Origin of the sequence: uncultured Slackia sp., assembly GCF_934630525.1 — a bacterium.
Taxonomy (GTDB): domain Bacteria; phylum Actinomycetota; class Coriobacteriia; order Coriobacteriales; family Eggerthellaceae; genus Slackia.
Window position 1 is genome coordinate 101,782 of the sequence record NZ_CAKTVX010000002.1, and the last position, 24,575, is coordinate 126,356.

A 24,575-nucleotide genomic window follows, 5' to 3' on the forward strand; every position below is an offset into this window, starting at 1 on the left:
TTGCTTTGTTTTCGCCCGCGTTATTCGGGCTGGTAAACTTCGACATCGAACGATGCCCGAATGGCATCGCGCGCCTGTTGCAAATTGTCAAAGCGGCCATCGCCGATCATTTGAACGACAAGATTGCCCAAACTCGTGCCCTCAATAGGACCCGCATACACGGGCAAGCCGCATGCATTCGCGGTCATTTGGTTGAGGTATGCGTCTTGGCAGCCGCCGCCGACGATGTTGATGGATGTGTATGTGCGCCCGGTAAGCGCGGAAAGTTCATTGACGGAATCGGAATAGCAGCTGGTCAAACTCGAGTAGACGCAGCGCATAAGCTCGCCTACGCCCTCGGGGACGTCTTGGCCGGTTTCGCGGCACGCCTGACGGATTTCGTCGATCATCGACGCGGGCGCGAGAAAACGGTCGTCGTTGACGTTGACGAAAGATGCGGGACGGCTCGCCTGCGCATCGGCCTCACGAGCCGCTTCAATCAAATCGCCGAAGCCCCATTCCTTTTCGGCGCGCTGCCTTCCCGAACCAGAGCCGGCAACGTAATCGACGCCGTTGAGTTCACGGCGAATGGACTGGATCATCCACAAGCCCATGATGTTTTTCAGGAAGCGGTAGCGCTTCCGATATCCGCCCTCGTTCGTGAAGTTCTGGAAACGGCTCGCGTCAGACGTGATGGGACCTTCATGCTCCACGCCAAGCAAGCTCCACGTGCCGCTCGACAAATACACCGCGTCTTCGTCGCACGCGGGAACAGCCAAGAAAGCCGACCCAGTATCATGCGTCGCAGGAAGCATAACCTGCGCGTCGAAGCCCACGCGCGTCTGGACCTCGCTGGTCAATCCACCGAGCACCGTGCCCGGCATAGAAACGTCGCCGAAAATGCGAGACGGCGCGCCCGCCGCCGCAAGGGCCTGCTCATCCCATGCACACGTACGCGCATTGAGCAGATTCGTGGTGGTGGCATTGGTGTATTCGTTCGCCATAACGCCCGTGAGCAGGTAATTTAAATACTCAGGCACCATAAGGAAGCGATCCGCCGATTCAAGTTCTTCGGGATGTTCCGCGGAAAGCGCGGCCAGTTGGTAGATGGTGTTGAAAGCCTGGCGCTGAATGCCCGTGGCGCGATAGAGCGAATCGAGGCCCACGGCACGGTCGACCTTTGCGGCAACCGGCTGCGTGCGAGCGTCGCGATATGCCACGGCGTCGCCCACGCGGTTTCCGCACGAATCGACCAGCACGAAATCGACGCCCCAGGTGTCGATGCCGATCGTTGTGGGAATTTTGCCCGCGGCGGCGCATTTCTCAAGGCCAACCAGGACGTTTTCCCAAATCATATCGATATCCCAGCAATCATGGCCGCGACGGCGCACCTGGGTGTTATCGAAACGGTGCATCTCTTCGAGCACGATTTTTCCGTCTTCGATATGGCCAAGCACGTGGCGCCCGCTCGACGCCCCAATGTCAATTGCCAGGTAATAACGCTGCTCGGGCATTAGCGCTCCCCTTCCGTATGAGGCTGGCACATGCCATCGTTTTCGCGAATTTGCACGACGTACATCACATTCGTCGCCGCAACCGCATCGGGCGCGCCATCGGTACCCGGCGACACCACGGGACTCGTGGCGCGATCACCCGCCGTGATAACCGCGATATCGCCATCATGCACATAGCCATGCGAAACAACGGCCTGGCGGGCGTTCTCGACAACCCTGATCATGTCGCCTTGCACATCACCAAGCATGGGGGTCACGCCCCAATGGATTTGCTGTTTGCGCATAACGCGCGGCGAGGGAGTCACCGCGTAAATCGGCACCCTCGGGCGCAGGTTCGACACCAAGCGCGACGTGCGGCCCGACATCGTGGGAGCCACGATGCATGCCGCGTTCACGTTTTCGGCCGTTTGCACCGCCGCGATGCCCACCGCAAGCGCCACGCGGGCGCGCACGCGCGTACGGTCGGGAGTGCTCTCGTCGAACATATAGGGCTCCGACGCCTCTGCGATGCGCGACATCATTTGCACGGCGGGAACCGGATAACGCCCACATGCCGTTTCGCCCGAGAGCATAACCGCATCGGTTCCGTCGTAGATGGCGTTCGCCACATCGCCCACCTCGGCGCGCGTCGGGCGCGGGTTGCGAATCATCGAATCGAGCATTTGCGTGGCGGTGATAACCGGCTTGGACGCGCGATTGCACGCGCGGATGATTTCCTTCTGAATATGCGGAACCTTGTGAGCAGGCACCTCGACGCCCAAATCGCCACGCGCAATCATGATGCCGTCGGATGCGTCGATGATCTCGAGAATGTTGTCGACGGCCTCAGAGCACTCGATTTTCGAAATGAGCGAAATGTCCCCCCCGCCGTTGTCGTCCAAAAACTGGCGTATTTCGCGTACGCCAGCAGCGTCCCTCACGAAAGATGCCGCCACGAAATCGATGTCTTGCTCAATGCCGAACAGCAAATCGGAGCGATCTTGGTCGGTCATGGTGGGCAGCGGCACGCACACCCCTGGCAAGTTGATAGACTTGCGCTCCCCGAGCATGCCCGAGTTCTGCACGGTGCAGTGGATATCGCTACCCTCGACAGAATCGACGGCAAGTTCGATCAACCCGTCATCAACAAGAATAATCGTGCCTGGCTCCACAACTTCGGAAAGCCCATGGCACGTTTGGGTCACAACGCGGTCGGTACCCTCGATTTCGCGCTCGGTAAGCGTGAAAGCACGCCCCGCCATCAGGCGAATAGGCTCGTGCCCAGCAAGCAGCCCCGTTCGAATTTCAGGGCCTTTCGTGTCGAGCAGCACCGCGCAAGGCGAATCGACTTCGCGGCGAACTTTGCGAAGACGCTCCATGCGCGCTCGATGTTCCTCGTGCGTTCCGTGGGATAGATTGAATCGGGCAACATCCATACCCGCAGCAATAAGGCCCTTGAGGGTCGACTCGCTGTCGACCGAAGGGCCCAGGGTGCATACGATTTTCGTTCGTTTTGCCATACATCCTCCAGCTAAGCCTTCGAATTAAATGAACGCATTTGTGACAAAACTATAGTGCTGATTCATTCGATATGCTGAATAAACAAGAAAAAATATCGAAATGACCCACCCCCTCATTAAATGGAACTTATCCACTTTCATTTCGCCGAGCAAAATCGTACGGCTTCCCGCACTCGATGCGCCGTTTTGCCCCAGGCAGCAGAAAAGGCCGCCCATAGCGACCTTTTCAAGCATTCTCAAGCGTATGCGCTGCTATTCGGCGACTTCGACGAGTTCGATCTCGAACGTGAGGTCTTTGCCGGCGAGCTCGTGGTTCATATCGAACACGCACTTCTCGCTGTCGACCGAAACGACTTTCGCCGGGAAGGGTCCCATGGGGCCCTGGAAGTACACCGTCTGGCCAACGGGCAGCTGATCGGCGTTGGGGACCTGAGAAACAGGAACTTCCTGAACAGCCTGCGGATTGTATTCGCCATAGGCGTCGGCAGCGGGGATTTTCACCGTTTTCTTCTCGCCCACGGCCATGTCCTTCACGGCGGCGTCGAAGCCGGGAATCATCTGACCGGCCATGCAGGTGAACTCGATGGGTTCGTTGCGATCGTAGCTGCAGTCGAACTGCGTGCCGTCGTCGAGCGTGCCGCGGTAGTGGGCCTTGACCTTTTTGCCTTCGTTGCTCATGGGAGCACGTCCTCTCTTCGTATTGAAAGATGCATGCCGCCCACTATACCCGATTGGCTTCGTTATTTCGACGCAATGTGCCAGCCACCGCGAATCGATACAGAACCGTGAAGGTGGGCAGCCGCGCACGCCAGACAGCCTACGCCGCGATTGGCTGCGTATACTGCCACCCAACGAGCATGGTCACCACGATGGCAACAAGCGAAGCCGCCACGGCCGCGAGAATCGTTTGCCACCAGTTCAACCGCGCCAGCACAGGGAATCGCACCTGCAATCTGCGGCGATCGAGAAGCGTATAGGCGGTCGACGTGAGCATGGTGCCCAGCATAAACCAGTACTCAAGAAGGACGAACCAAACCGTGATTAGCGAGCAGCCATTGCAGATATTCGGGCAATGTCGGGGCCTGCAAATCGTGCGTGCTCGTAAACTGTTCCGGGCTGGGGCTTTCGAGCAATTCGCACAGCAGCTCTTCGGTAAGCGGTTCCTTCACGCGATATTTTCTTCGTTTTCGTCAGCGGGTGCGGTCCTGCGCGCGGGCGGCTGGTTCATCGTTCAGCCATTCGCGCGCTGGCTCCCCGTAGGTAAATGCAGAATTGCCCACAATTGTACCCCGCGAAAATGCGTCCGACTACATGTTCGCGATTGCGCAGTCTGCTTCTTCTTCGGTGAATTTCTCGCCGTATTCGGAAATGAGCTGATCATGAATCGCGGCCGGCGACATATTCATCATTTCCTCGTACGATTTTGCCTTTTCGAGAGCATTTGCGTTCCAGTCGGCAACCACGTTGTCAATCGCATATTGCGCTGCCTCGGCAGAGAACTGTTCACCGTATTCGCTCGTCAGTTGATCATAGATGCCCTGCTTCGACATATGCATCATGTCGGAATAGCTCTTCACCTTCGCCAAGGCAGATTTATATTCCCGAGGGACCTCAGGTTCGGCAGGCTGCAGTGAGGCCGCCTGCTGGCTCGATTCCTCAGCCGAAGCATCGGGCGCCGTCGAGCTCGTTTCGCCTGCAGACGGAGCCTCGCTTGACGCGCTCGCACTCGTCGCAGCAGAACCGCTCATCGCGTCGTCAATCGCCGCCGAATACATGCTCTGCGTCGCCAAAACCACGACAAGCGCAACCACGTTCAGAACAAGTCCGACAATGGCCAAGACCTTGCCCGATTTCTTGCCACGAATGACGGCGATAACGCTAATCACACCGAAAATGCCGCCCAATAGCGCAAGCAGCGCAGAGAGGTTATTCACGATAGGCATCCACGACAAGACAATCGCGATAATGCCGAGCACGAGAGACGTAATGCCCATCGCCGTCTTCGGCATTGCGGCTTCGGACGCTGGCTGCGGAGCCTGGGGCTGGTACTGCGTGTTTTCCATTTCTGATTCCTTCCCATAAGAATGCATGGTTTATTTCGCGAACAAAACCAGGAATCATGCTAGGGGTTTCCGCATTCAAAAACATTTGCTGGCAGCTAATGAAAGTTGTGTTCCGATAACGCAAAATTGTTGCGCAACAGATTTTCGAAAAACAGTGATACGGTTGTTGCATGCCAAGCGCTCCGCCGCATTCCTCCACGCAAATTTGGAGTGCCCGGGCGCTTGGCCCCTTTTCGTCGGTCTCGCAGCGCATTCTCCCGCAGAGCATGCCAAATGCTGGACACGCCGCATCCACCGCAAAACGTCGCGGCCCAAGCCGAAACCGCAGAGGAGTTCGGCAAACCAGGGCAAACAACGCAACTTTCTCGCGCGTCGCTTGGCCCGCAGGACCCACTCGCCCGCAAAGCACCCTTCCCATCTCCTGAAATATATGCTTCTTTGATATCATTTCCCCTTAACGGGAAAGGCGCATTTCGGCGCCCTGAACAAGGAAGGGAATCATGAAGAAACTGAAGACCGGCGCACTCGCGACGCTTATTGCGTGCGCAATGGCTGCTTGCTTGGGCCTCGTTGCCTGCTCGAGCGGGCCCACCGACGAGGAAGTCATCAAAGAAGGCATCGCCAGCGAGCTCGACCCCATCAAGAACCTCGATGACGCCACCTTGGATGAAATCCTCGCGGAAGCCGACAGCGAATTCGCTATGCTCGAGTCGATGGGCATCGACGGCAAGGCACTCGTGAAGTCGTACCTCGACGGCTTTGACTACACCATCGATTCGGTCGAGGTCGACGGCGACTCCGCAAAGGCAACCCTTACTGCAACCTGCAAATCGTTCACCGACGCAAGCGCAAAGGCTGAAGAGCTTGCCGAGGCTTTGGGCGAGCAGATGACCGACGAGCAACTTGAGAGCATGACTCAAGACGACATTACCGCGAAAATCGGCGAAATCACCATGCAGGCCATCGACGAGACGCAAGCCATCGACATGCCCCTCGTGCTTACGTTCAGCAAGAACGACAACGAGTGGACTCCCGACGCCGACGTGCTCGGATCGTTGCTGAATCTTTTCGAATAAGACCCACGCCAATCGATAACGCATTTCGGGCAGCTTTCGGGCTGCCCGTTCTTTTTGCTTTATTGCTCCCTTTTCGGCTTCTTTGCGCTACTATAGTAGAACACTTGTTCGTTATTCATCGGCGAAAGGAAGCTGGGCCTTGCAAAACCGGAGCGGCAAAACGTATGTATGCATCGACTTGAAAAGCTTCTACGCCTCGGTCGAATGCGCCGAACGAGGACTCGACCCCGATAAGGCGCTGCTCGTCGTAGCCGATCCCGCGCGCTCCGAGAAAACCATCTGTCTTGCCATATCGCCCGCCATGAAGAAGCTCGGCGTGCGCAACCGGTGCCGCGTTTTCGAGATTCCCGAGGGCATCAAATACTTCAAGGCGAAGCCGCGCATGCGGCTCTACATGGAGCGCTCCGCCCAAATCTACGGCATCTATTTGCGACATGTATCTCCCGCCGACATCTATCCCTATTCAATCGACGAGTGCTTCATCAACGCAACGCCCTATCTGGCGCTCGAAAAGAAAACCGCGCACGAATGGACGGCCGAGCTCATAGAGGCCGTGAAAGCGGAAACGGGTATAACGGCCACGGCGGGCATTGGGGAAAACCTCTTCCTGGCAAAGGTTGCGCTCGACGTGCTCGCAAAGAAAAGCCCCGATTTCATTGGAGAACTCACCGAGGCCTCATTTCGGGAAACCATGTGGCACCACGAACCCATCACCGACATTTGGAACATCGGCCCTGGTATTGCGGCGAGGCTCGCCAAACATGGCGCACGCACGCTTTATGACGTAACGCAGCTGCCAGAAGATGTGCTCTATCGCGAATTCGGAGTAAACGCCGAATTCATCATCGATCACGCCTGGGGCCAAGAGCCTTGCACCATCGAGGAAATCAAGGCATGGAAGCCCGTCGGAAAGTCCATAGCCAACGGGCAGGTGCTCGAGCGCGACTACTCATTCGAAGACGCCCGCACCGTGCTGCGAGAGATGGTCGAATCGAGCGTGCTCGACATGATTGAAAAGGGTTTAGCAGCACGGCGCGTATCGCTGCATGTAGGCTATGCGAAGGCCCGTGGCGCCACCGCAACCGGAGGCTTCATCCACGCCCAAACGCAAGCCGAACTGAAGCACGCTTACGACAATGCGAGATTCAACAGGGGCCAAAGCCATCGGCCACATCGCCATGCGAACGACGAAACACGCGTTTTCGTCGGCGAGCACGGCACACGAATCGTTGGGCCTGGCGCGCGCAACAGCGGCTACCACGAAGCCACAGGTGGAGCATGCACGCTCGATGCGCCCACGAACTCATTCCACCTCCTGTTCGGCGCCGCGGCGCAACTCTTCGACGGCCACGTCGATCCCGAGCGCCCAATACGACGCATTATGCTGGGTTTTTCCGAAATCGTCGAAGCGGAAGACTGCCAAATGAGCCTTTTTTCCGCACCCGATGAAGAACAGCGCGAACGGGATGTACAAAAAGCCATGCTCGCCGTGCAATCGAAGTTCGGCAAGAACTCCGTACTCTTCGGCACGAGCTTTAAAGAGAACGCGACGATGCGCAAGCGAAACATGCAGATTGGAGGTCACAATGCCGGCTGAGTGGGACGCTTATCTTGAACGCATGGGTGCCGAAGAAGCACATGCGCCCGAACATAAGGCGCGCGCCTATCCCGAGCGAGCACGCCAATTCATGCCATTTTCGGCGTTGAGGGGCTACGAGGAAATGCTCGCCGAAGTAGAGCAAAACGCCATCGCGGAAGAAGAACGCTTCACGGAAGCGTACCGCGACGACGTTCCATAAAAGAAGGCTCGCCCATCCCCGAAGGCAGCCAACAAAAAAAGAGACCGAAAGAAATTTCGGTCTCTTTTCGTTTCGAGCGAAAGGTTTTACGCATTCAGCTTCTTGGCAAGCAGCTGGTTGATGACCTTCGGATTGCCCTGGCCGCGCATTTCCTTCATGCACTGGCCCACGAAGAAGCCGATGAGCTTCGTGTTGCCCTCTTTGTAACGAGCAACCTCATCGGGGTTCGCGGCAATCACGGCATCGACAACGGCCTCGATGGCGCTCGTGTCGCTTACCTGCTTCATGCCACGTTCGTCAACGATGACCGAGGGGTCTTTATCCTCGTCAATCACGGCGGCGAAAACTTCCTTGCCCTGCTTCGAGGAAATCGCATCGGTCGCGATAAGCTCAACGAGCTCGATTGCGCGCGCGGGCGTAAGCGAGCATTCCGCCAAGTTGAACGACTCATCGGCGTTCATGCGCGCCGTGATGTCGTTAATCGCGAGGTTCGCGAGCGGCTTAGCCAGCTTGGAAGCCTTATCGCCCGCAAGCTCCATGCCCTTCTCGAAGAAGTTCGAGGTGGCACGATGCTCAACCAAATGGCGAGCGTCATAGGCCGAAAGGCCGAAGCTTTCCTGGTAGCGCGCGGCCTTCTGGTCGGGCAGCTCGGGAAGCTTGGCGCGAACGCCGTCGATCCACTCGTCGGTCAAATCGTACGGAGCAAGGTCGGCCTCAGGGAACAAACGGTAGTCATCGGCGGTTTCCTTCACGCGCATCACGATGGTACGCTTCGCCGACGGGTCCCAATGGCGCGTTTCCTGGTAGATTTGGCCGCCCTCTTCAAGCACCTGGGCCTGACGGCAAATCTCATAAGCCAAGCCGTCGTGCAGATTCTTGAACGAATTCATGTTCTTGAGCTCGGTCTTCACGCCCAAGCCCGTAGAACCGCGGCGGCGCAGCGACACGTTGCCGTCGCAACGCATGGAGCCTTCCTCCATGGAGCAGTCGGAAATGCCGATGGCCAAATAGATTTGGCGAAGCTTCTGCATGAACAGGCGGGCTTCTTCAGGCGTGCGCAAATCGGGCTCGGTCACAAGCTCGATGAGCGGCGTGCCCGCGCGGTTGTAGTCGACGAGCGAGTGCGTGGCACCGGCGATGCGGCCTTCGTCGCCGCCGATATGCACCATCTTGCCCGCGTCCTCTTCCATATGGATACGCGTGATACCAACATGCGCCACGTAGCCGTCTTCGGTCGCGGTGACGTTGCCCTGGCTCTCGCCCGGCTTCAAACCATCAAGGTCGATGCGCTCTTTCGCGCCGGCGCCGTCAACCTCAAGGTCGAGGTGGCCGCGCATGCAGAACGCCACGGGGCCCTGCGTGGTCTGGAAGTTCTTCGCCATATCGGGATACATATAGTTCTTGCGGTAGAACATCGAATGCTTCTCGATATCGCAGTTGGTGGCCAAGCCGGCGAGCACGATGCTCTCGATGGCTGCCTTGTTCGGCACGGGGAGCGCGCCAGGCAGGCCCAAGCAAATGGGGCACGTGTGCGTATTGGGGTCGGCGCCGAATTCGAGTTTGCAACCGCAGAACATCTTCGTGTTCAGCGTGGTGAGCTCGGCATGGATTTCCAAGCCGATGACGGCTTCCCAATCCTGCAAAACCTCTTCGAGCTTCTTCATGCTATTCACCGGCCTTTCCAGCCGCAAAATCGGGCGCGATGGGCGCTGCGCCATACACGGCTTCAAGCGCCGCCGCAGCGCGGAACATGTTCTCGTCTCTGAACTGAGGCGCGATGAGCTGCACGCCCACAGGCAGGCCCGTATCGTCGCCAAGGCCACACGGCACGCTCATGCCGCCGTTGCCTGCGATATTGATCGACACCGTGAAAATATCAGACAGGTGCATCTCGACCGGGTCGCCGATTTCGCCGAACTTGAATGCGGTACGCGGGCTCGTAGGCGCGAGAATGACGTCGCATTTCTCGTATGCAGCCTGGTAGTCCTGCGTAATAAGCGTGCGCACCTGCTGAGCCGGATAATAGTACTTCTCGTACACGCCGCTCGAGAGCAGGTAGCTGCCCAGCATAATGCGGCGCTTGGCCTCCATGCCAAAGCCGGCAGCGCGGCTTGCCTCGTATTGGCTGCCGAGGTCTTTGTGGCCTTCGGCGCAATGGCCATAGCGGACCGAGTCAAAACGCGCCAAATTCGAGAACGCCTCGCACGGGCCCAGCACGTAATATGCGGAAATGGCCGCATCGGCATGAGGAAGCTCGACTTCCACGATTTCGGCGCCCGCCGCACGAAGGGCCTCGGTGGCCTCAGAAACACGAGCCTTCACTTCATCGGTAAGGCCGGGAGCATCCATGAATCCGGGTACGACGCCAATGCGCATGCCTTCGACGCCCTGCTCGCACGCCGCGCGGAAATCGGCCTTCACGTACTGCGAAGTGCAGTCCATGGGATCGTGGCCGCAAATGGCGTCCATGGCGGCAGCGGCATCGCGAACGCTACGCGCGAACGGGCCAACCTGGTCAAGCGAGCTGCCGAACGCGACAACGCCGTAACGCGAAACCATGCCATAGGTCGGCTTCACGCCAACAATGCCGCAGAACGCTGCAGGCTGGCGAATGGAACCGCCCGTGTCGGAACCGAGCGTGACGCACGCAAGGCCAGCCGCGACCGACGCCGCAGAGCCGCCGGAGCTGCCGCCCGGGACGCGCTCAAGATCCCACGGGTTTTTGGTGGGGCCGAACGCCGAAGTCTCGGTAGAGCTGCCGAATGCGAATTCGTCCATATTGAGTTTGCCCAGCGGAATACCGCCCGCTTCAATAGTTTTGGCAACGCACGTCGCGGTATAAGGCGAGACGTAATTCTCGAGCATGCGGGAAGAACACGTGGTGTGCGTGCCCTCGTAGTTCATGTTGTCTTTGAATGCCACGGGCACGCCAGCGAGCGGGCCCATCTCATCGAAGGTGCCGTTTGCGAGCGCCTCGTCGATTTTCGCGGCCTGTTCGAAAGCGGCATCTTTCGTGAGCTCCAAGAATGCATGCACTTCGCCATCGAGTTCCTCGATGCGCTTGAAGCTTGCCTCGGCGACTTCGCGCGCCGTGAAATCGCCCGCCAGAAGGCCAGCACGAATGTCGGCCACGTTCATATTCGCGTTATATGCCATTACTGATCGCCTCCGCCCAAAATAGCCGGGATAAGGAAGCTGCCGTCTTGCTGCTTAGGAGCATTGGAGAGCGCCTGTTCCTGCGTGAAACCAGGCACTTCGACGTCTTCGCGCATCACGTTGGAAAGGCCTCCGATGGGATGGAACGTAGGATCCACGCCCTCGAGGTCGAATTCGGTGATGGGCTTAAGCGTCTCGATGATGCTGTTCAAATCAACTGTCATCTGAGCGAGCTCTTCATCGGTGAGCCCGATGCGCGCATACGTGGCAATGTCACGCACGTCGCGTTCTGTGAGTTGCTGAGTCATGCGACTTCTCTTTCCTTCTCGATTCGCTTTTCCGCAGGCAACCTGCCAGCAGTTTCCCAAAGCGAACTGCATGAGAACATAACGTTCGTATGATAGCAAACCCGCAGGCAACTACGCACGAGCCAACCAGATGCCCAGTAAAGTTCAACAGACCGAAATACGCAGGACGCGTGTGCCCGGTTGGAGCAACCTGTTTGTCGGAGACTCGGATCCCAACGGATGGGCGCTCGGCGGGGCTTTCCCCTGGGCCACGACGGGCTACCGCTCGAAGGGAGTCGCAATCGCCCCTACTCCCCTGCCTCGAACTTCGCGATGGCGTCGAGGAACGCTTCGCCATAGCGCTCGAGCTTGCGCGAGCCCACGCCGTTGACCTCGAGGAAATCGAGCGCGTCCTTCGGACGGCGCGCGCACATATCGCGCAGCGCTCGGTCGGAAAACACCATGTAAGGGGCGATATTCCCTGCATCGGCGAGCTGTTTGCGCAACGCGCGCAGCTCTTCAAACAGCGCATCGTCGCCCGCGCTCGTCGCACCAACGCCAAACGTCGCGGAAGATGCGGACGAGGACGCCGCTTTTCCTTTCTTGGGAAGTGTGGGCTTCTTCATCTGTTTGATTGAGAACGTGAAGTCTTCCATGAAGGCCTCGTGCGAGCGTTCGCCAAGACCGACGGTCGGGAACTTCCCTTCGCTCACCTGCAGAAAGCCCTCGGACGCAAGCAATTCGATGACCTCTTTGACCTGCGAAATCGAGTCGCTCACCGTATCGTAGGAATCAAGCGTTTCAAAATTCCCCTCGAACACGCGCTGCGATTTGGAGCCGCGCACGATATCGGCCACGAGGGTCTTGCCAAACGCGCCGCCCAATTCGCGCACGCACTTCACGCAGGCGCGCGCCGTATCGGTCACGTCGATCGATTCGAATTCCCCAAGGCAATTCAAGCAGTTCCCGCACTCGGCCGAACCATTTTCAAACGGCGTTTGGTCGCCGAAATAATTGAGGATATATCGGCGCAAACAGCCCGTCGTGTGGCAATACCCCACCATAGCCTCGAGCATGCGACGCTGAGCGGCTCGCGCGATTTCGGCCTCTTCCGGCTGTTGGGTGGCATACTCGCTGTCGCCTTCGATAAAGAAGCGGCAGGTGGACACGTCGCCATCGCACCACAGAAGAAGGCACTCGCTCGGCTCGCCATCGCGTCCCGCGCGACCCGCCTCCTGATAATACGCCTCAAGGCTTTTCGGCATGTTGTAATGCACAACCCAGCGCACGTTCGACTTGTCGATTCCCATGCCAAAGGCATTCGTCGCAACCATAATGGGAGCATCGTCATTGATGAACCGCTCTTGGGCGTCGTCGCGCTCGGCCTTATTCATGCCGGCGTGGTAGCGAGCCACAGGCAGCCCTTCGGCGGCAAGCCAGCCCGAAAGGCCGTCGACATCTTTGCGCGTCGAGCAATACACGATGCCCGAATCGCCCGAATGCGCCGCAATGAACTGGGCGATTCGCGTGCGCTTCTGCTTCGAATTGAGCTTTTCGACGCCGAATTTCAAATTTGCGCGATCATAACCTGTCACGACGCATTCGGGGTTTCGCAGCCCAAGCAAAGCCGAAACGTCGCGGCGCACTTTATCGGTCGCCGTGGCGGTAAGCGCGATGACGGGCGGTCGCTTCGGCAGACTTTCGACGAAATCAGAGATGCCAGTATAGGCAGGGCGAAAATCTTGGCCCCATTGAGACACGCAATGGGCCTCGTCAACGGCGATAAGGGGAATTTCGATGCGGCTCGCGAACTCTTGGAATAGCGGATCGGCCAAACGCTCGGGCGCTACGTACATGATTTTGTACGTGCCCGCCTCGGCGCGCGCAAGCACGGTGCGCTGCTGGCCGGGCGTTAAGGTCGAATTCAAAAACGCTCCGCGCACACCTGCATCGATAAGGGCGTTCACCTGGTCTTTCATAAGAGAAACGAGTGGAGAAATCACCAACGCGAGCCCCGGCAGAACAATCCCAGGAATCTGATAGCACAACGACTTGCCAGCACCCGTGGGCATAATGCCGAGCGCGTCACGGCCAGAAAGCACGGCGCCAATGAGCACCTCTTGCCCCTGGCGAAACGCTTCGTAACCGTAATACGTCGAAAGGGCCGCTCGGGCGGCGTCCATAGAAGGCGCGCACGGCGTCATGTTCGCCGCCGAAAGCCCCTGAATATTCGCCATCGATTCGCCCTTTCCAAAAACGCCCACGACAAAAAGATGGGCAACGCACGCAATGCGCACATCGCCCATCTACGAAACAGGATAGAAGCCCCCTCGGGCGTATCTGCCTGTTACACGTTGAACTTGAAGTGCATGACGTCGCCGTCCTGCACCACGTACTCCTTGCCTTCCTGGCGAAGCTTGCCAGCGTCGCGGCAGCCCTTTTCACCGCCGAGAGACACATAGTCTTCGAAGCTCGCGGTTTCGGCCTTAATGAAGCCGCGCTCGAAGTCGGAGTGGATAACGCCCGCAGCCTGCGGCGCTTTCGCGCCCACGGGAATGGTCCAAGCGCGCGTTTCGGTTTCGCCGCTCGTGAAGTAGCTCTGCAGGCCCAGCAGGGCGTAAGCGCTGCGAATAAGGCGAGCGAGGCCACTTTCGGAAAGGCCCAGCTCTTCCATGAACATCTTGGCGTCTTCGGGATCGAGCTCAGCCAAATCGGCTTCCGTCTTAGCGCAAATAGGCACGGGAATCTGGCCGTCGATTTCGGGGAGCTCGGCGTTGAGCTGGTCCTCATCGACGTTGGCAATGTAGAGCATGGGCTTGCACGTAAGCAGGCACAGGTCTTTGATGGCGGCGAGCTCTTCATCGGTCAAGCCCAGCGTGAGCACGCGATGGCCTTCGTTCAGGCCCGCGAGCACCTTCTTGGCGGTCTCGAACTTGAACATGAGCGACTTATCGCGCTTCGCTTCCTTTTCAAGGCGAGGCAGCGCCTTATCGACCGTGGCGATGTCGGCCAGCACGAGCTCGGTCTTGATGGTTTCGACGTCACTTTGCGGGTCGACCTTCTTGGAAACGTGCTCGACGTTGGGGTCGCTGAAGAAACGAACGACCTCACAAATCGCATCGGTTTCGCGGATGTTGGCCAAGAACTTGTTGCCCAGGCCTTCGCCCTGGCTTGCGCCGGCAACCAGGCCAGCGATATCGACGAATTCGACCGTTGCCGGCACGATTTTAGCCGGGTGGTCGATTTTCGCGAGCTCATCCAAACGATAGTCGGGAACGGGAACCATGCCCGTATTGGGCTCGATAGTGGCAAACGGATAGTTCGCGGCGAACCCGGTTTTCTTGGTAAGGGCGGTGAAAAGCGAAGACTTGCCAACGTTGGGCAGGCCAACAATACCGATAGAAAGCGACATGCGCATCCCCTTCATACTTACTTGCGGCGATAAAACTCATCAATGATAGCAAAACGCCGCGCAACCTGCGCCGTTTTCGACAATTCCCCACTCGATATCGTCATACGGCGCCCGTATCGTTCAAATATCGCAATAAGATTCGACGCTTATGAAAGCGACGTCCCACAGCGTTCATCCTTCAGAAAACAAAAAGAGGCCTACTCACCTCGCCCCGATCGTCAGGCCGACGAACGGGAAACGAAGCAAGCAGGCCCCTTAAATGAGCGGAAAGCCGATCGGTTACATGCTGAACAGACCCATGGTCTGAGCGACGTACGCGACCAGAATAACAACGAGCATCACAGGCGCGATATATTTGATGACGACCGACCACACATTGGCCAGACGGAAACGAGCCGACACGCGCACCTCGTCGATGAGCGTCTGGGGCTTAATAATCCAACCCACAAAAACGCAGGTAAGAAGAGCAGCGATGGGCATCATCACCGAGTTGGAGATGAAGTCGAGCAAATCGAGGATGCTCGACCCCTCGCCCATCGGCTGAATGAACGACAACGAGCTGTAGCCCAGGTTCACGACAACGCCCATAAGCGTCACAAACACGATGGTCGCAATAAGCGAGCGCTTGCGAGACCAGCCAGCGCCGTCGGTAATGATGGACGTGCAAGTCTCAACGAGCGAGATCGAGCTGGTAAGGGCCGCGAACAAAACGAGCACGAAGAACACGACGCCGATGATGGTCGCTGCGCCGCCGAGATTCTCGAACACCTGCGGCAGGATGATGAACATGAGCGACGGGCCAGAGTTCTGAGCCACGGCATCGCCCGAACCAAGCGCGGCAAACGTAGCGGGAACGATCATAAGACCCGCGAGCAACGAAACGCCAAACGTGGTGCCCGCAATCTGCGAAACCGAAGAGGTGAGCTTCGTAGACTTCTGCAAATAGGAGCCATACGTCACCATAATGCCCATGGCGAGCGACAGGGTGAAGAACGTCTGGCCAAGCGCGGAGATAACCAGTTCAGGCGAGAACTTGCTGAAGTCGGGAATCAGGTAGTAGGCAAGGCCGTCCATAGCGCCTGGCAAAGTGAGCGCATAAATCGCAACGGCGGCAGCCATCACGATAAGTGCAGGCATCATGATGAGGTTCGCCTTCTCGATGCCCTTGTTCACGCCGAGGGCAACAATGAAGTACGTCAAAGCCATGAAGATGAGCATGAAAACGATGCTCTCGGCACCCGAGCTAATAAAGGTCGAGAAATAATTGCCGCCGTCGGCAAGCACCTCAGGAGCGGTCACGATATAGCCGAACAGGTATTTCGTGACCCAACCGCCAATTACGCAGTAATACGGCACGATGATGAACGGAACCGCCGACATGAAAATGCCGATGAACGCATACTTCTTGCCGAATGCCTTGAACGCGCCAATGCAGCTCTGCCCCGTCTTGCGACCAAGCGACGTCTCAAGCAGCAGCAACGCAAGGCCAATAGTGAACACGAAGACGAGGTACATGAACAAAAACATGCCGCCGCCGTATTTCGCAGCCAAATAGGGAAAACGCCACATGCTGCCCAGGCCAACCGCAGAAGCGGCCGCAGACAACACGAAGGCAAGTTTGCCTGACCACGTTGCTCGTGATTTTGTAGTTTCTGACATGAGATTCCTCCCGCCGCGCATGCGGCGCGCAGGCACGTGGCATGCCCGCGTTCTTTCTTCTATCGAAATGAATTGGACCCTGGCGAGTGGCGTCGCGTGGGGCCAAAAGACTTAAGGAGATATTCTAAATCAGCTTTCGGAAAAACCCTCCAACTATCGGGTTTTTCTCGTAGACGGCACAATGCGCCACAGAACCACCGCTTTTGCGCCGCATTCTGAAACGAGTTATGCCAAGGTTTCAAAAACCCTGCTCGCACAACGAGGAAAACCCCGAGCGCCAGCAGAAATCGTCACTCGGAAGCTCTATGCGGGCGAGCGAAAGCGAAATCGCCCAAAAGCCCGATACACATTGGGAAATCGCCGACTCCTCGTCGCGCGATTAACCGCAAAGAGGCTGCATGTCTTCGGGGTATTCAACCTTCCAGAACACCAAACCTGCCGCAGGCGCATTCTGGCCCGCCGCTCGCCTGTCGCGCGCCACCAGCACATCGCCTACCCAAGAGGGCGATTTGCTTCCACGGCCGACCTCCACGAGCGTTCCGACCATCGTGCGCACCATGGAATGCAGAAACGCGTTGCCCACCACGCGAATGGTCACGACTTCGGTGCCGGCGATAATCTCGGGATACACCGAAAGCTCCATGACATTGCGATGCGTTGGCTTGCCTACCGCCGAGGCTGCCATGCAGAAGCTCTTGAAATCGTGCTCGCCAATAAGGTGCGAACAGGCCTCGTTCATCGCATCGATATCAAGCGTCACGCCGCCCAAATGCCACGCGATGGGCGCAATGAGCACCGGACGAGCCGTGCTCGTGCAAATGTGGTAGTGATACTCGCGCCACAACGCGTCGAATCGAGCGGAAAAACCGAGCGGACGCTCATCGATAGAAGAAATCGAAATCGCCTCATCGACCAGGGCATTAAGCGAACGTTGCAACCCACGGAACGATCGGGATTGAAATTCGTCTTCCGACATGTCGAAGCTCACGACCTGCCCGCGGGCATGTACGCCCGCATCGGTGCGCCCCGCGCAAACAACGGGAACATCGCGCTTGTAGAGCATCGAGAGAACAGACTCGAGCTCCCCTTGCACCGTTTTGATGTGCGTTTCCGCCTGGCGGGCATATCCCGCAAAACCCGATCCCTCATAGCCAAGCGTCAACGAAACCGTGTGGGAAAACCCAGCGGCAAGAGCGTCCTCCACGCGCTTCGCGCGCATTTCCGCACGCGCAGCAGCATCGGGCGCGCCCGTGGCAACAGGTTGAGTTTCATCAATATGATCGCATTGAGGCACAGCGGGCTCCTATCAAAATCCAACCGCAGAAGTATACCGAAAAAAGGTTGCACGCGGCATTCCAGCGACTCGAAGCCATCCATGAGCGCACCCGAGCACCATGCACCGAGGCAAGACGAAAGAGCACGAATGAGAACAAGACGGCATCATCCCATTAATCCTATTGCATTGATTGGTTTCTAGCTTTTATACTGAGCGGAGCATATTCGCAAGGGGGAATCATGACCGAAAACAACGAGCCATCCAAATCACGCGCACGCACAACCGCGCCCGAAGGGTCTATCGATATCCACGAGTATATTGACGGCAAGAACTTCGTTCCGGAACCCAACATCAAAACCGAAGTAGGCCAAAAAGGCGTCATTCGTGCAACATGTATCTCGAAGCGCAAAGGAACACGCAAAGAGCCTATCCCCAAGGGCGTTGAGGTCGTCGCGCATTTCGGAGTGAAAAACGACGCACACGCCTCGAGCGATTGGCATCGCCAAGTCTCGCTTCTTGCCTGGGAATCCATCGAACGCGCCCAAGCTATGGGGCTCGATGTGAAAGAAGGCGATTTCGCTGAGAACTTCTGTACCGAAGGCATCGACGTAATGCATATGCCCATGGGTACCCAGGTCAAAATCGGCAAAGACGTGATTATCGAGATCTCGCAAATCGGCAAGGTGTGCCACACGCGGTGCGCCATCTACTACCTCGCAGGCGATTGCATCTTCCCACGTGAAGGCATTTTCGGCGTCGTGCTCCAAGGCGGAACGGTCAAGCCGAGCGACGCCCTCGAAGTGCTGAAAGTCGGCGATGGCACCTGCGAGTACTCCCCCGCCGACGCTATCGCCGAAGTCGAAGAAGCTCGTCGCAACGGAACGCTCTAACCACCAACGTTCGACGCCTGGCTCGGCCCAGCCCGCCTAGGACCACAGCGGGCTACCGTTCGCCTTCGGCTCACTATGCGCCCGCTTGGCTGTGTTTCATATTGAACGAATGAGGCATGAACACAGACGGTCCATGGCGGGCCGGGCCAAGCCAGGTGCCGAATATGCTGTGGCTCAACCGAAACATAGACGCGGCGTCAGTTCCTTTGCATTGCCCCGAAGCCGCCGAGGGCGGCATGGCGGAGCAAAGACCGTCCCACGGTTTACTTCGACAGGCTTCCGCGCCTTGCGCGTCCCGCGACCGTCTGAGTTCACATATGCTCTTAATCTAAAGTTAAGCGAAGCCAAGCGGGCGCATAGTGAGCTCCAGCGAACGGTAGCCCGCTGTGGTCGCGGAACGCGCGAGGCGCGGAAGCCCTGCTAAGCAAAAAGAGGAAGGCGATGCCTTCCTCTTTTTCGTATGACCTATGCGGCGCTCGAACCCCATACCTTGCGCCCGAACAAATCAAGCAACTCGGAATAGATGATGTTCTTCGTCAAGTCGACCTTAATAGGCAGCTCGGCGCGGAACTTACGTCCATCTGCTTGGCGAATGAACAATACCACTGCATCGTCACCCGGATGGCTGCGCAAAATCTGCTGCAGTTGCTGGGAACGCAACGCGTTCATCTCGCTCGCCCAAAGGCGAATCTCGAGCTGGCTCGGCCCTATTTGAGACGCGTCAAATGCCAGACGCTCCACCTCGAAGGCCATAATCTGGTCGCCGCGGTCGGAGTGCTCGAACTTGCCGCGCACTTTCACGATAGCGTCCTGCTCAAGAGCATCGGCGAAGTCGTCATACTTGAAACACACACCTTCGCAATGGCCCGACGTATCCTCCAGCACGAAGTTCGCCATCTTCTTGCCCTTTTTGGTGAGCTTGACCTGCACGCTCGTAATAAGGCCCGCGAACGTCGCCGAAGGAATGTCGCCATTGTGCTCAGCCAAATCGCCCAGGCGGAACTTCGTGATGCGACGCAAAGCTGCCTCGTATTGCCGCAACGGATGATCCGAGACATAGATCTTCAGAATCTCTTTCTCGTACGACAAAAGCGTGCGCTTATCCCACTCGACGCCATCGGGCGCAGGAATGTCTTCGGCAAAGCCTGAATCGTTATCGGCCGCAAACATGTCGAACATGCTCACCTGTCCCGCATCGCGGTCTTTCTGGCGCTTCGACGCGCTTTCCAGAAGCGGCGTTTGCTCGATGAAATACATGAGCTGCTTGCGCGTGTATCCCGTCGAATCGAACGCGCCCGACTTGATGAGCGCTTCAAGCGTTTTACGGTTGTAGCACTTCGTGTCGAGTCGGTTCACGAAGTCGTGCAAACTCGTGAACGGACCGTTCGCTTCACGCTCGGCGATAATCGCTTCGGCGACTGCACCGCCAACGCCGCGCACGCCGGCCAAACCAAAGCGAATGCCTTCGTCAAGCGGCGTGAATTCCAGGTTCGAAGAGTTCACGTCAGGAGGCAAAACGGGAATGCCCGAATGCGTGCAGCTCGCGATGTATTTAATGAGCTTGTCGGCGTTGCCCATGTAGCTCGACAACACTGCAGCCATATATTCGTTCGGGTAGTGCGCCTTCAAATACGCCGTGCGCATAACGAGAATCGCATATGCGGCAGAGTGCGATTTGTTGAACGCGTACTTCGCGAACTTCTCGGCGTCAGACCAAATTTGGTTTGCGATCTCGAGCGAATAGCCGTTTTCGACAGCGCCGTTGCACCAGTCGTCCTTCAGCTTCATCATGACGTCGAGCTTTTTCTTGCCCATAGCCTTACGCAGCTTGTCAGCTTTGCCTGCCGAGAAGCCGCTCATGACCATAGACACCTGCATAATCTGCTCTTGGTAGACCATGGTGCCGTAGGTTTCTTCCAAAACCGGGCGCAGGCGCTCGTCGTAATAATGCACAGCGGTTTTGCCGCTCGCAACCTTGATGTAGTCGTCGACCATGCCGGACTCAAGCGGGCCCGGGCGGTTCAACGCAATTGACGCGACGATGTCCGAGAATCGGTGCGGTGGAAGCCTGCCAAACAAACTCACATACAAAGCGCCTTCAACCTGGAACAAGCCGTCCATGTTGCCCGAGCGCATAAGCTCGAAAGCCTTCGGGTCTTCGGTAGGAATCTGCTCGGGAATAAGCTCGATGCCATAACGCTCTTTCACGTTGCGACACGCGCGCGAAAGCACGCCCAATGTACGCAAACCCAAGAAGTCCATCTTAAGCAAACCCAGGTCGGGCGTATAGTGGCCGTCATATTGCGTAATAATGCCGCCACCTTTGGTGTCGCGCTTCATGGGAACGTGGTCAGCCATGGGGTCGCGACAAATGATAGTCGCGCACGCATGCACGCCCTCGCCACGCACGTTGCCCTCAATCGAGCGAGCGGCGTCGACGACTTCTTTGGTTTCAGGTTCCTCGTCGTATGCCTTCTTGAAATCGGGATTCGCATCGAGCGCCTTGTCGATCGTGATGCCCAATTCGTCGCCGACCATTTTGCACAAGCGATCGCCCACGCTATAAGGCTGGCCAAGCACGCGAGCCGCGTCGCGAATGGCGTTCTTCGCCTGCAGCTTGCCGAACGTGATAACGCCTGACACGTGGTCTTCGCCGTAGAAATCTTTAATATGCTCAATAACTTCCTGGCGTCGCTCATCCTCAAAGTCGACGTCGATATCGGGCATCTCAACGCGTTCGGGCGACAGGAAGCGCTCGAACAGCAAGCCGTTCGGCAAAGGGTCGAGGTCGGTAATGCCCATGGCATACGTGCAAATAGCGCCTGCAGCCGAGCCACGGCCCGGGCCTACGGCAATGCCGTTCTCTCGCGCCCAGCGGATGTATTCCTGAACAATAAGGAAGTATGCCGGGAACCCCTGTTGAATAATAACGCCCGCCTCATACATATAGCGATCCCACGCGTCTTTCGGAATGGGTTCGCCATAGCGGCGTTTCAGGCCATCTTCGCATTCCTTGCGGAACAGCGTTTCTTCAGTGTATCCCGGAGGCAAGGGGAAACGCGGCAGAATTGAATCGCGCTCGAGCACAACATTGCATTTCTCGGCAACTTCCACCGTGGTGTCGCACGCCTCGGGGAAATCGCGCAACGCTTCACGCATTTCCTCTTCGGTTTTCATATAGAACTGGTCGTTCGCGAAGCGCATGCGATTCTCGTCATCCATGAGCGAGCCCGTGCCAATGCACAGCATAAGATCTTGCGCGCGAGCGTCTTCGCGGCGAAGGTAGTGGAAGTCGTTCGTCGCGATGGTCTTCAAGCCGAGCTTATTCGCGATGTCGCTCAAATGCCCATTCATCTCACGCTGGCTCATGCCGCCGTTGGTGGTAATGCCCTGGTCTTGCAGCTCGATATAGAAATCACCCGGCTCGTACAGCGAAGCAAGCTTGCGAGCCCACTGCTCGGCGCCTTCGAAATCGCGCGCATCGATGCAGCGCGGAATAATGCCCGCGATGCACGCGCTTGAGGCGATGCAGCCCTCGGCGTATTTCTTCAGCATGTCGAACGTAGTGCGCGGCTTGTAATAAAAGTTGTCGCAATGCGATTCGCTCACGAGGTGCAGCAAGTTGTGATAACCCACGTTATTTTTCGCGAGCAGCACCATGTGATACAGGCGCGACTTCACCTTCGAGCCGATTTCGGGGTCTTCCGTAAAGTAGATCTCGCATCCGTAAATGGGCTTGACCTTCTTGCCGGTTTCTTTTTCCACCGCCTCGCACGCATCGCACAGCTCAGGCACGCCGCACATGACGCCATGGTCGGTAATGGCCACGGCGGGCATGTCAAGATCTGCCGCGCGGCGCACCATGTCTTTGATTTTGGTGGCGCCGTCGAGCATGGAATATTCGGTATGGTTATGCAAATGGACGAAAGCCATGCAGCCCTACCCCTTCCGTATATTTACGAACAAATGGTCGTTTTCTATAACATAGTTTTTATCATAGCGATCAGGCGAGCGCAAGAGCCGTATGCCACGCAGAAAACCTGTTAAATGCTCATAGCATTTAACAGGTTCCGAGCGGCTTCTGAAACCACGAGATCGCAGTCGAAAACCGCGCTCTTGTCCCGAAACGGCACCCACGCCCATAAGCCTTATGTCGCTCATGAATCGCACTCTAGCTTAGAAGCACCATGACGTCCCGAATCACACATCGATTCGGTCCATTCACGCTGCATGCCGAAGCAGCGCTCACCCAGAGCTCTACGCTTTCGGTTTGCGTCGACCAGCCTTGCCCGTAATGCGTTCCACATCGATGCACCAAACATCGGTGATATCGAATTCGCGCTCAATTGCGCCGCCAATCTCGCGCTTTTCGGAAGGCATGTATTTCATGCACAACGCTACGAGCATTTTGCGCACCGCGAGCGAGCTCTCGACATGACGAATGCGACCCGCAACCATCGCGCTCGCAAAGCGCGTGGTGAAGAAGGTTTCTTCGTAGCACGGCTCCACCTCGCACGCGACGCTACCCCATACGCGAGCGTCGCGACGCCAGTTGGCCATCTTATGCCCATCATTCTTCGTCGTATGGATATAGATACGGCACACGGGCGCCTCGCCTTCGCCGGCACTTTCAACAGAGCCCCAACCGCGTTCAACCACATACGACAACGGTACGCAATACGGCATGCCATCGTCGTCGACAGTCGCCACGGTGATGAACTCCCCTTCGTCGAGAACCTCAAGAGCGTCTTCGACGGATATCTCACGGTCGGCGTACTGCATTGGGTAGTTTTTCATAACGAAGCTCCTCTCAACCATGGCGAACACGCGCAATCGAGCAAAGATGTCCTGGAAAGTGGGGCATGTCCCCTGCCGCCCATCTCGTTCAAACCAACGCGCGCAAAAAGCGAAACGCGGCAGGCTTCGATGCAGAACGAACGCCAACAAACAGCTGACCCGATCACGTGCGCATATTGTACCCATCAATGGCTTTGAACCTTGCAGAGCCATCCCATTTTTGATAAAGTGCACCACAAATTGAAGAACATCCCGCCGCCGGGTGGGAAACCGAGCACTCGGATCAATCGCGACGTTAGGCCTTTGAAGCCGCGATTGGCCCGAGTGCTTTTGTTTTTCGAGGAAACAGCAGCCCAGGAAAGCCGCATCGAATTCCATAGCGTGAAACGAACACAGGAAGGACCCGCCATGCAGAAATTCATCGCCGAACCGTCTTTTTGGGAAATTCTGCCAGAAGCTTCGATTGGAATCATGGTCGTGCGCGCCATGAAAACCGCTGACGAAGTATCCAGCGAAGACAAGGCAGCCATTGCGAGCATCCTCAACGAGGCGAATGCAGCGGCGAACCAGCACCTTACGAGTGACACCATCTCCGAAAACGAGGTCGTGGCCGTATGGCGTCAAGCATACCAGCTCTTCAAAACCAAGAAGGGAGCACGCTGCTCCATCGAGAACCTGCTCAAGCGCGTGCTCAAAGGCAACCCCGTTGGCTCAATCACGCCATCGGTCGACATTTACAATGCGATTTCGTTGAAGTACGCCCTGCCCGTTGGCGGAGAGAACATCGACGCATTCGTAGGCGACTTTCACCTGGGAATCGACGAAGAAGGAGGCAAGCCGTTCCTTCCTATTGGAGAAGAGGAAAACGCCCCCACCCTTCCCGGCGAACTGTGTTACTACGACGAAGAAGGCGCTGTATGCCGTTGCTTCAATTGGCGCGATGGCCAGCGCACCGAGCTCACCGACGACTCCCGTAACGCAATTCTCGTTATTGAATGCGTCGATGGCGCCCGCCTGCCCGAATTGCATGCCGCGCTCGACGAGTTCGCCGATTTGATGCACCGTTTCCTGGGCGCGGAAGTGGCAGCGAAGGGAATCGTCACGAAAGACAGCCCCGAAATGACGATCGTCGAGTAACCGCAAAAGCAAAACGGCCGTGCACCCAAGA

21 protein-coding genes are annotated in these 24,575 nt (G+C 57.3%); 6 read left to right on the forward strand and 15 right to left on the reverse strand.

All coding sequences use genetic code 11. The features are described 5' to 3' along the window. Positions 1-20 precede the first annotated feature (20 nt). The 6 genes from rhaB to Q0D41_RS02475 all read right to left on the reverse strand — a co-directional run bounded on the left by rhaB (position 21) and on the right by Q0D41_RS02475 (position 5,055). Positions 21-1,493 carry a rhamnulokinase gene (gene rhaB, locus Q0D41_RS02450; RefSeq protein WP_294374700.1) on the reverse strand — a complete coding sequence of 491 codons (1,473 nt, stop codon included), beginning with the start codon at positions 1,491-1,493 and terminating at the stop codon, positions 21-23. After that, complete coding sequence (gene pyk, locus Q0D41_RS02455; protein ID WP_294374702.1) at positions 1,493-2,992, reverse strand: pyruvate kinase; 1,500 nt, start codon at positions 2,990-2,992, stop codon at positions 1,493-1,495. The genes rhaB and pyk overlap by 1 nt, the downstream gene beginning before the upstream one ends. Positions 2,993-3,244: 252 nt before the next feature. Next, positions 3,245-3,670: a peptidylprolyl isomerase gene (locus Q0D41_RS02460; RefSeq protein WP_114616289.1), complete on the reverse strand. Its 426-nt coding sequence runs from the start codon at positions 3,668-3,670 to the stop codon at positions 3,245-3,247. A 139-nt stretch (positions 3,671-3,809) separates the two neighbouring features. Beyond that, positions 3,810-3,998 carry a hypothetical protein gene (locus tag Q0D41_RS02465; protein ID WP_294374707.1) on the reverse strand — a complete coding sequence of 63 codons (189 nt, stop codon included), beginning with the start codon at positions 3,996-3,998 and terminating at the stop codon, positions 3,810-3,812. A 10-nt stretch (positions 3,999-4,008) separates the two neighbouring features. Continuing rightward, positions 4,009-4,161 (reverse strand): hypothetical protein, encoded by a 153-nt coding sequence (locus Q0D41_RS02470; RefSeq protein WP_294374710.1) that lies wholly within the window; start codon positions 4,159-4,161, stop codon positions 4,009-4,011. A gap of 138 nt (positions 4,162-4,299) precedes the next feature. Beyond that, on the reverse strand, positions 4,300-5,055 hold the full coding sequence (locus Q0D41_RS02475; protein ID WP_294374713.1) for an Ltp family lipoprotein: 756 nt from the start codon (positions 5,053-5,055) through the stop codon (positions 4,300-4,302). Positions 5,056-5,555: 500 nt separating this feature from the next. Here Q0D41_RS02475 and Q0D41_RS02480 point away from each other — a divergent pair, with 500 nt between their 5' ends. The 3 genes from Q0D41_RS02480 (at position 5,556) to Q0D41_RS02490 (ending at position 7,930) form a co-directional block, all read left to right on the forward strand. Continuing rightward, complete coding sequence (locus Q0D41_RS02480) at positions 5,556-6,131, forward strand: hypothetical protein (RefSeq protein WP_294374715.1); 576 nt, start codon at positions 5,556-5,558, stop codon at positions 6,129-6,131. Between the two features lie 139 nt (positions 6,132-6,270). Beyond that, positions 6,271-7,728: a DNA repair protein gene (locus Q0D41_RS02485; RefSeq protein WP_294374718.1), complete on the forward strand. Its 1,458-nt coding sequence runs from the start codon at positions 6,271-6,273 to the stop codon at positions 7,726-7,728. Continuing rightward, positions 7,718-7,930 carry a hypothetical protein gene (locus Q0D41_RS02490; RefSeq protein ID WP_288483491.1) on the forward strand — a complete coding sequence of 71 codons (213 nt, stop codon included), beginning with the start codon at positions 7,718-7,720 and terminating at the stop codon, positions 7,928-7,930. The genes Q0D41_RS02485 and Q0D41_RS02490 overlap by 11 nt, the downstream gene beginning before the upstream one ends. 86 nt (positions 7,931-8,016) lie before the next feature. On the opposite strand, the gene gatB is transcribed toward Q0D41_RS02490, so the two are convergent. The 6 genes from gatB to Q0D41_RS02520 form a co-directional block, all read right to left on the reverse strand. Next, complete coding sequence (gene gatB, locus Q0D41_RS02495) at positions 8,017-9,594, reverse strand: Asp-tRNA(Asn)/Glu-tRNA(Gln) amidotransferase subunit GatB (protein ID WP_294374721.1); 1,578 nt, start codon at positions 9,592-9,594, stop codon at positions 8,017-8,019. Position 9,595: 1 nt separating this feature from the next. After that, a complete protein-coding gene (gene gatA, locus Q0D41_RS02500) occupies positions 9,596-11,086 on the reverse strand; it encodes an Asp-tRNA(Asn)/Glu-tRNA(Gln) amidotransferase subunit GatA (RefSeq protein ID WP_294374724.1) in 1,491 nt (496 codons plus the stop codon). Beyond that, entirely contained in the window at positions 11,086-11,394 is a 309-nt protein-coding gene (gene gatC, locus Q0D41_RS02505) for an Asp-tRNA(Asn)/Glu-tRNA(Gln) amidotransferase subunit GatC (protein WP_288169178.1), read from the reverse strand. Before gatC ends, gatA begins: the two co-directional genes overlap by 1 nt. Before the next feature lie 287 nt (positions 11,395-11,681). Then, positions 11,682-13,610: a DNA helicase RecQ gene (gene recQ / locus Q0D41_RS02510; protein WP_294374737.1), complete on the reverse strand. Its 1,929-nt coding sequence runs from the start codon at positions 13,608-13,610 to the stop codon at positions 11,682-11,684. Positions 13,611-13,720: 110 nt separating this feature from the next. Continuing rightward, on the reverse strand, positions 13,721-14,785 hold the full coding sequence (ychF, locus tag Q0D41_RS02515; RefSeq protein WP_294374739.1) for a redox-regulated ATPase YchF: 1,065 nt from the start codon (positions 14,783-14,785) through the stop codon (positions 13,721-13,723). Between the two features lie 279 nt (positions 14,786-15,064). Further along, positions 15,065-16,444, reverse strand: a complete 1,380-nt coding sequence (locus Q0D41_RS02520; RefSeq protein ID WP_294374742.1) for a sodium-dependent transporter — start codon at positions 16,442-16,444, stop codon at positions 15,065-15,067. A gap of 227 nt (positions 16,445-16,671) precedes the next feature. Between Q0D41_RS02520 and Q0D41_RS02525 the strand changes: the two genes are divergently transcribed. Then, on the forward strand, positions 16,672-16,827 hold the full coding sequence (locus Q0D41_RS02525; protein ID WP_294374745.1) for a hypothetical protein: 156 nt from the start codon (positions 16,672-16,674) through the stop codon (positions 16,825-16,827). Here the strand turns inward: Q0D41_RS02525 and truA are convergent. Continuing rightward, positions 16,824-17,738, reverse strand: a complete 915-nt coding sequence (gene truA / locus Q0D41_RS02530; protein ID WP_294374748.1) for a tRNA pseudouridine(38-40) synthase TruA — start codon at positions 17,736-17,738, stop codon at positions 16,824-16,826. The two genes, Q0D41_RS02525 and truA, sit on opposite strands and share 4 nt — an antisense overlap. A 221-nt stretch (positions 17,739-17,959) precedes the next feature. Here truA and Q0D41_RS02535 point away from each other — a divergent pair, with 221 nt between their 5' ends. Next, a complete protein-coding gene (locus Q0D41_RS02535) occupies positions 17,960-18,610 on the forward strand; it encodes an MOSC domain-containing protein (protein WP_294374751.1) in 651 nt (216 codons plus the stop codon). 465 nt (positions 18,611-19,075) lie between these two features. On the opposite strand, the gene dnaE is transcribed toward Q0D41_RS02535, so the two are convergent. Together dnaE and Q0D41_RS02545 are read right to left on the reverse strand one after the other, a co-directional pair. Continuing rightward, entirely contained in the window at positions 19,076-22,543 is a 3,468-nt protein-coding gene (gene dnaE, locus Q0D41_RS02540) for a DNA polymerase III subunit alpha (protein WP_294374755.1), read from the reverse strand. Between the two features lie 324 nt (positions 22,544-22,867). Beyond that, positions 22,868-23,407 (reverse strand): pyridoxamine 5'-phosphate oxidase family protein, encoded by a 540-nt coding sequence (locus tag Q0D41_RS02545; protein WP_294374758.1) that lies wholly within the window; start codon positions 23,405-23,407, stop codon positions 22,868-22,870. 408 nt (positions 23,408-23,815) lie between these two features. Here Q0D41_RS02545 and Q0D41_RS02550 point away from each other — a divergent pair, with 408 nt between their 5' ends. After that, positions 23,816-24,544, forward strand: a complete 729-nt coding sequence (locus Q0D41_RS02550) for a B3/4 domain-containing protein (RefSeq protein ID WP_294374761.1) — start codon at positions 23,816-23,818, stop codon at positions 24,542-24,544. The last annotated feature ends 31 nt before the right edge of the window (positions 24,545-24,575 follow it).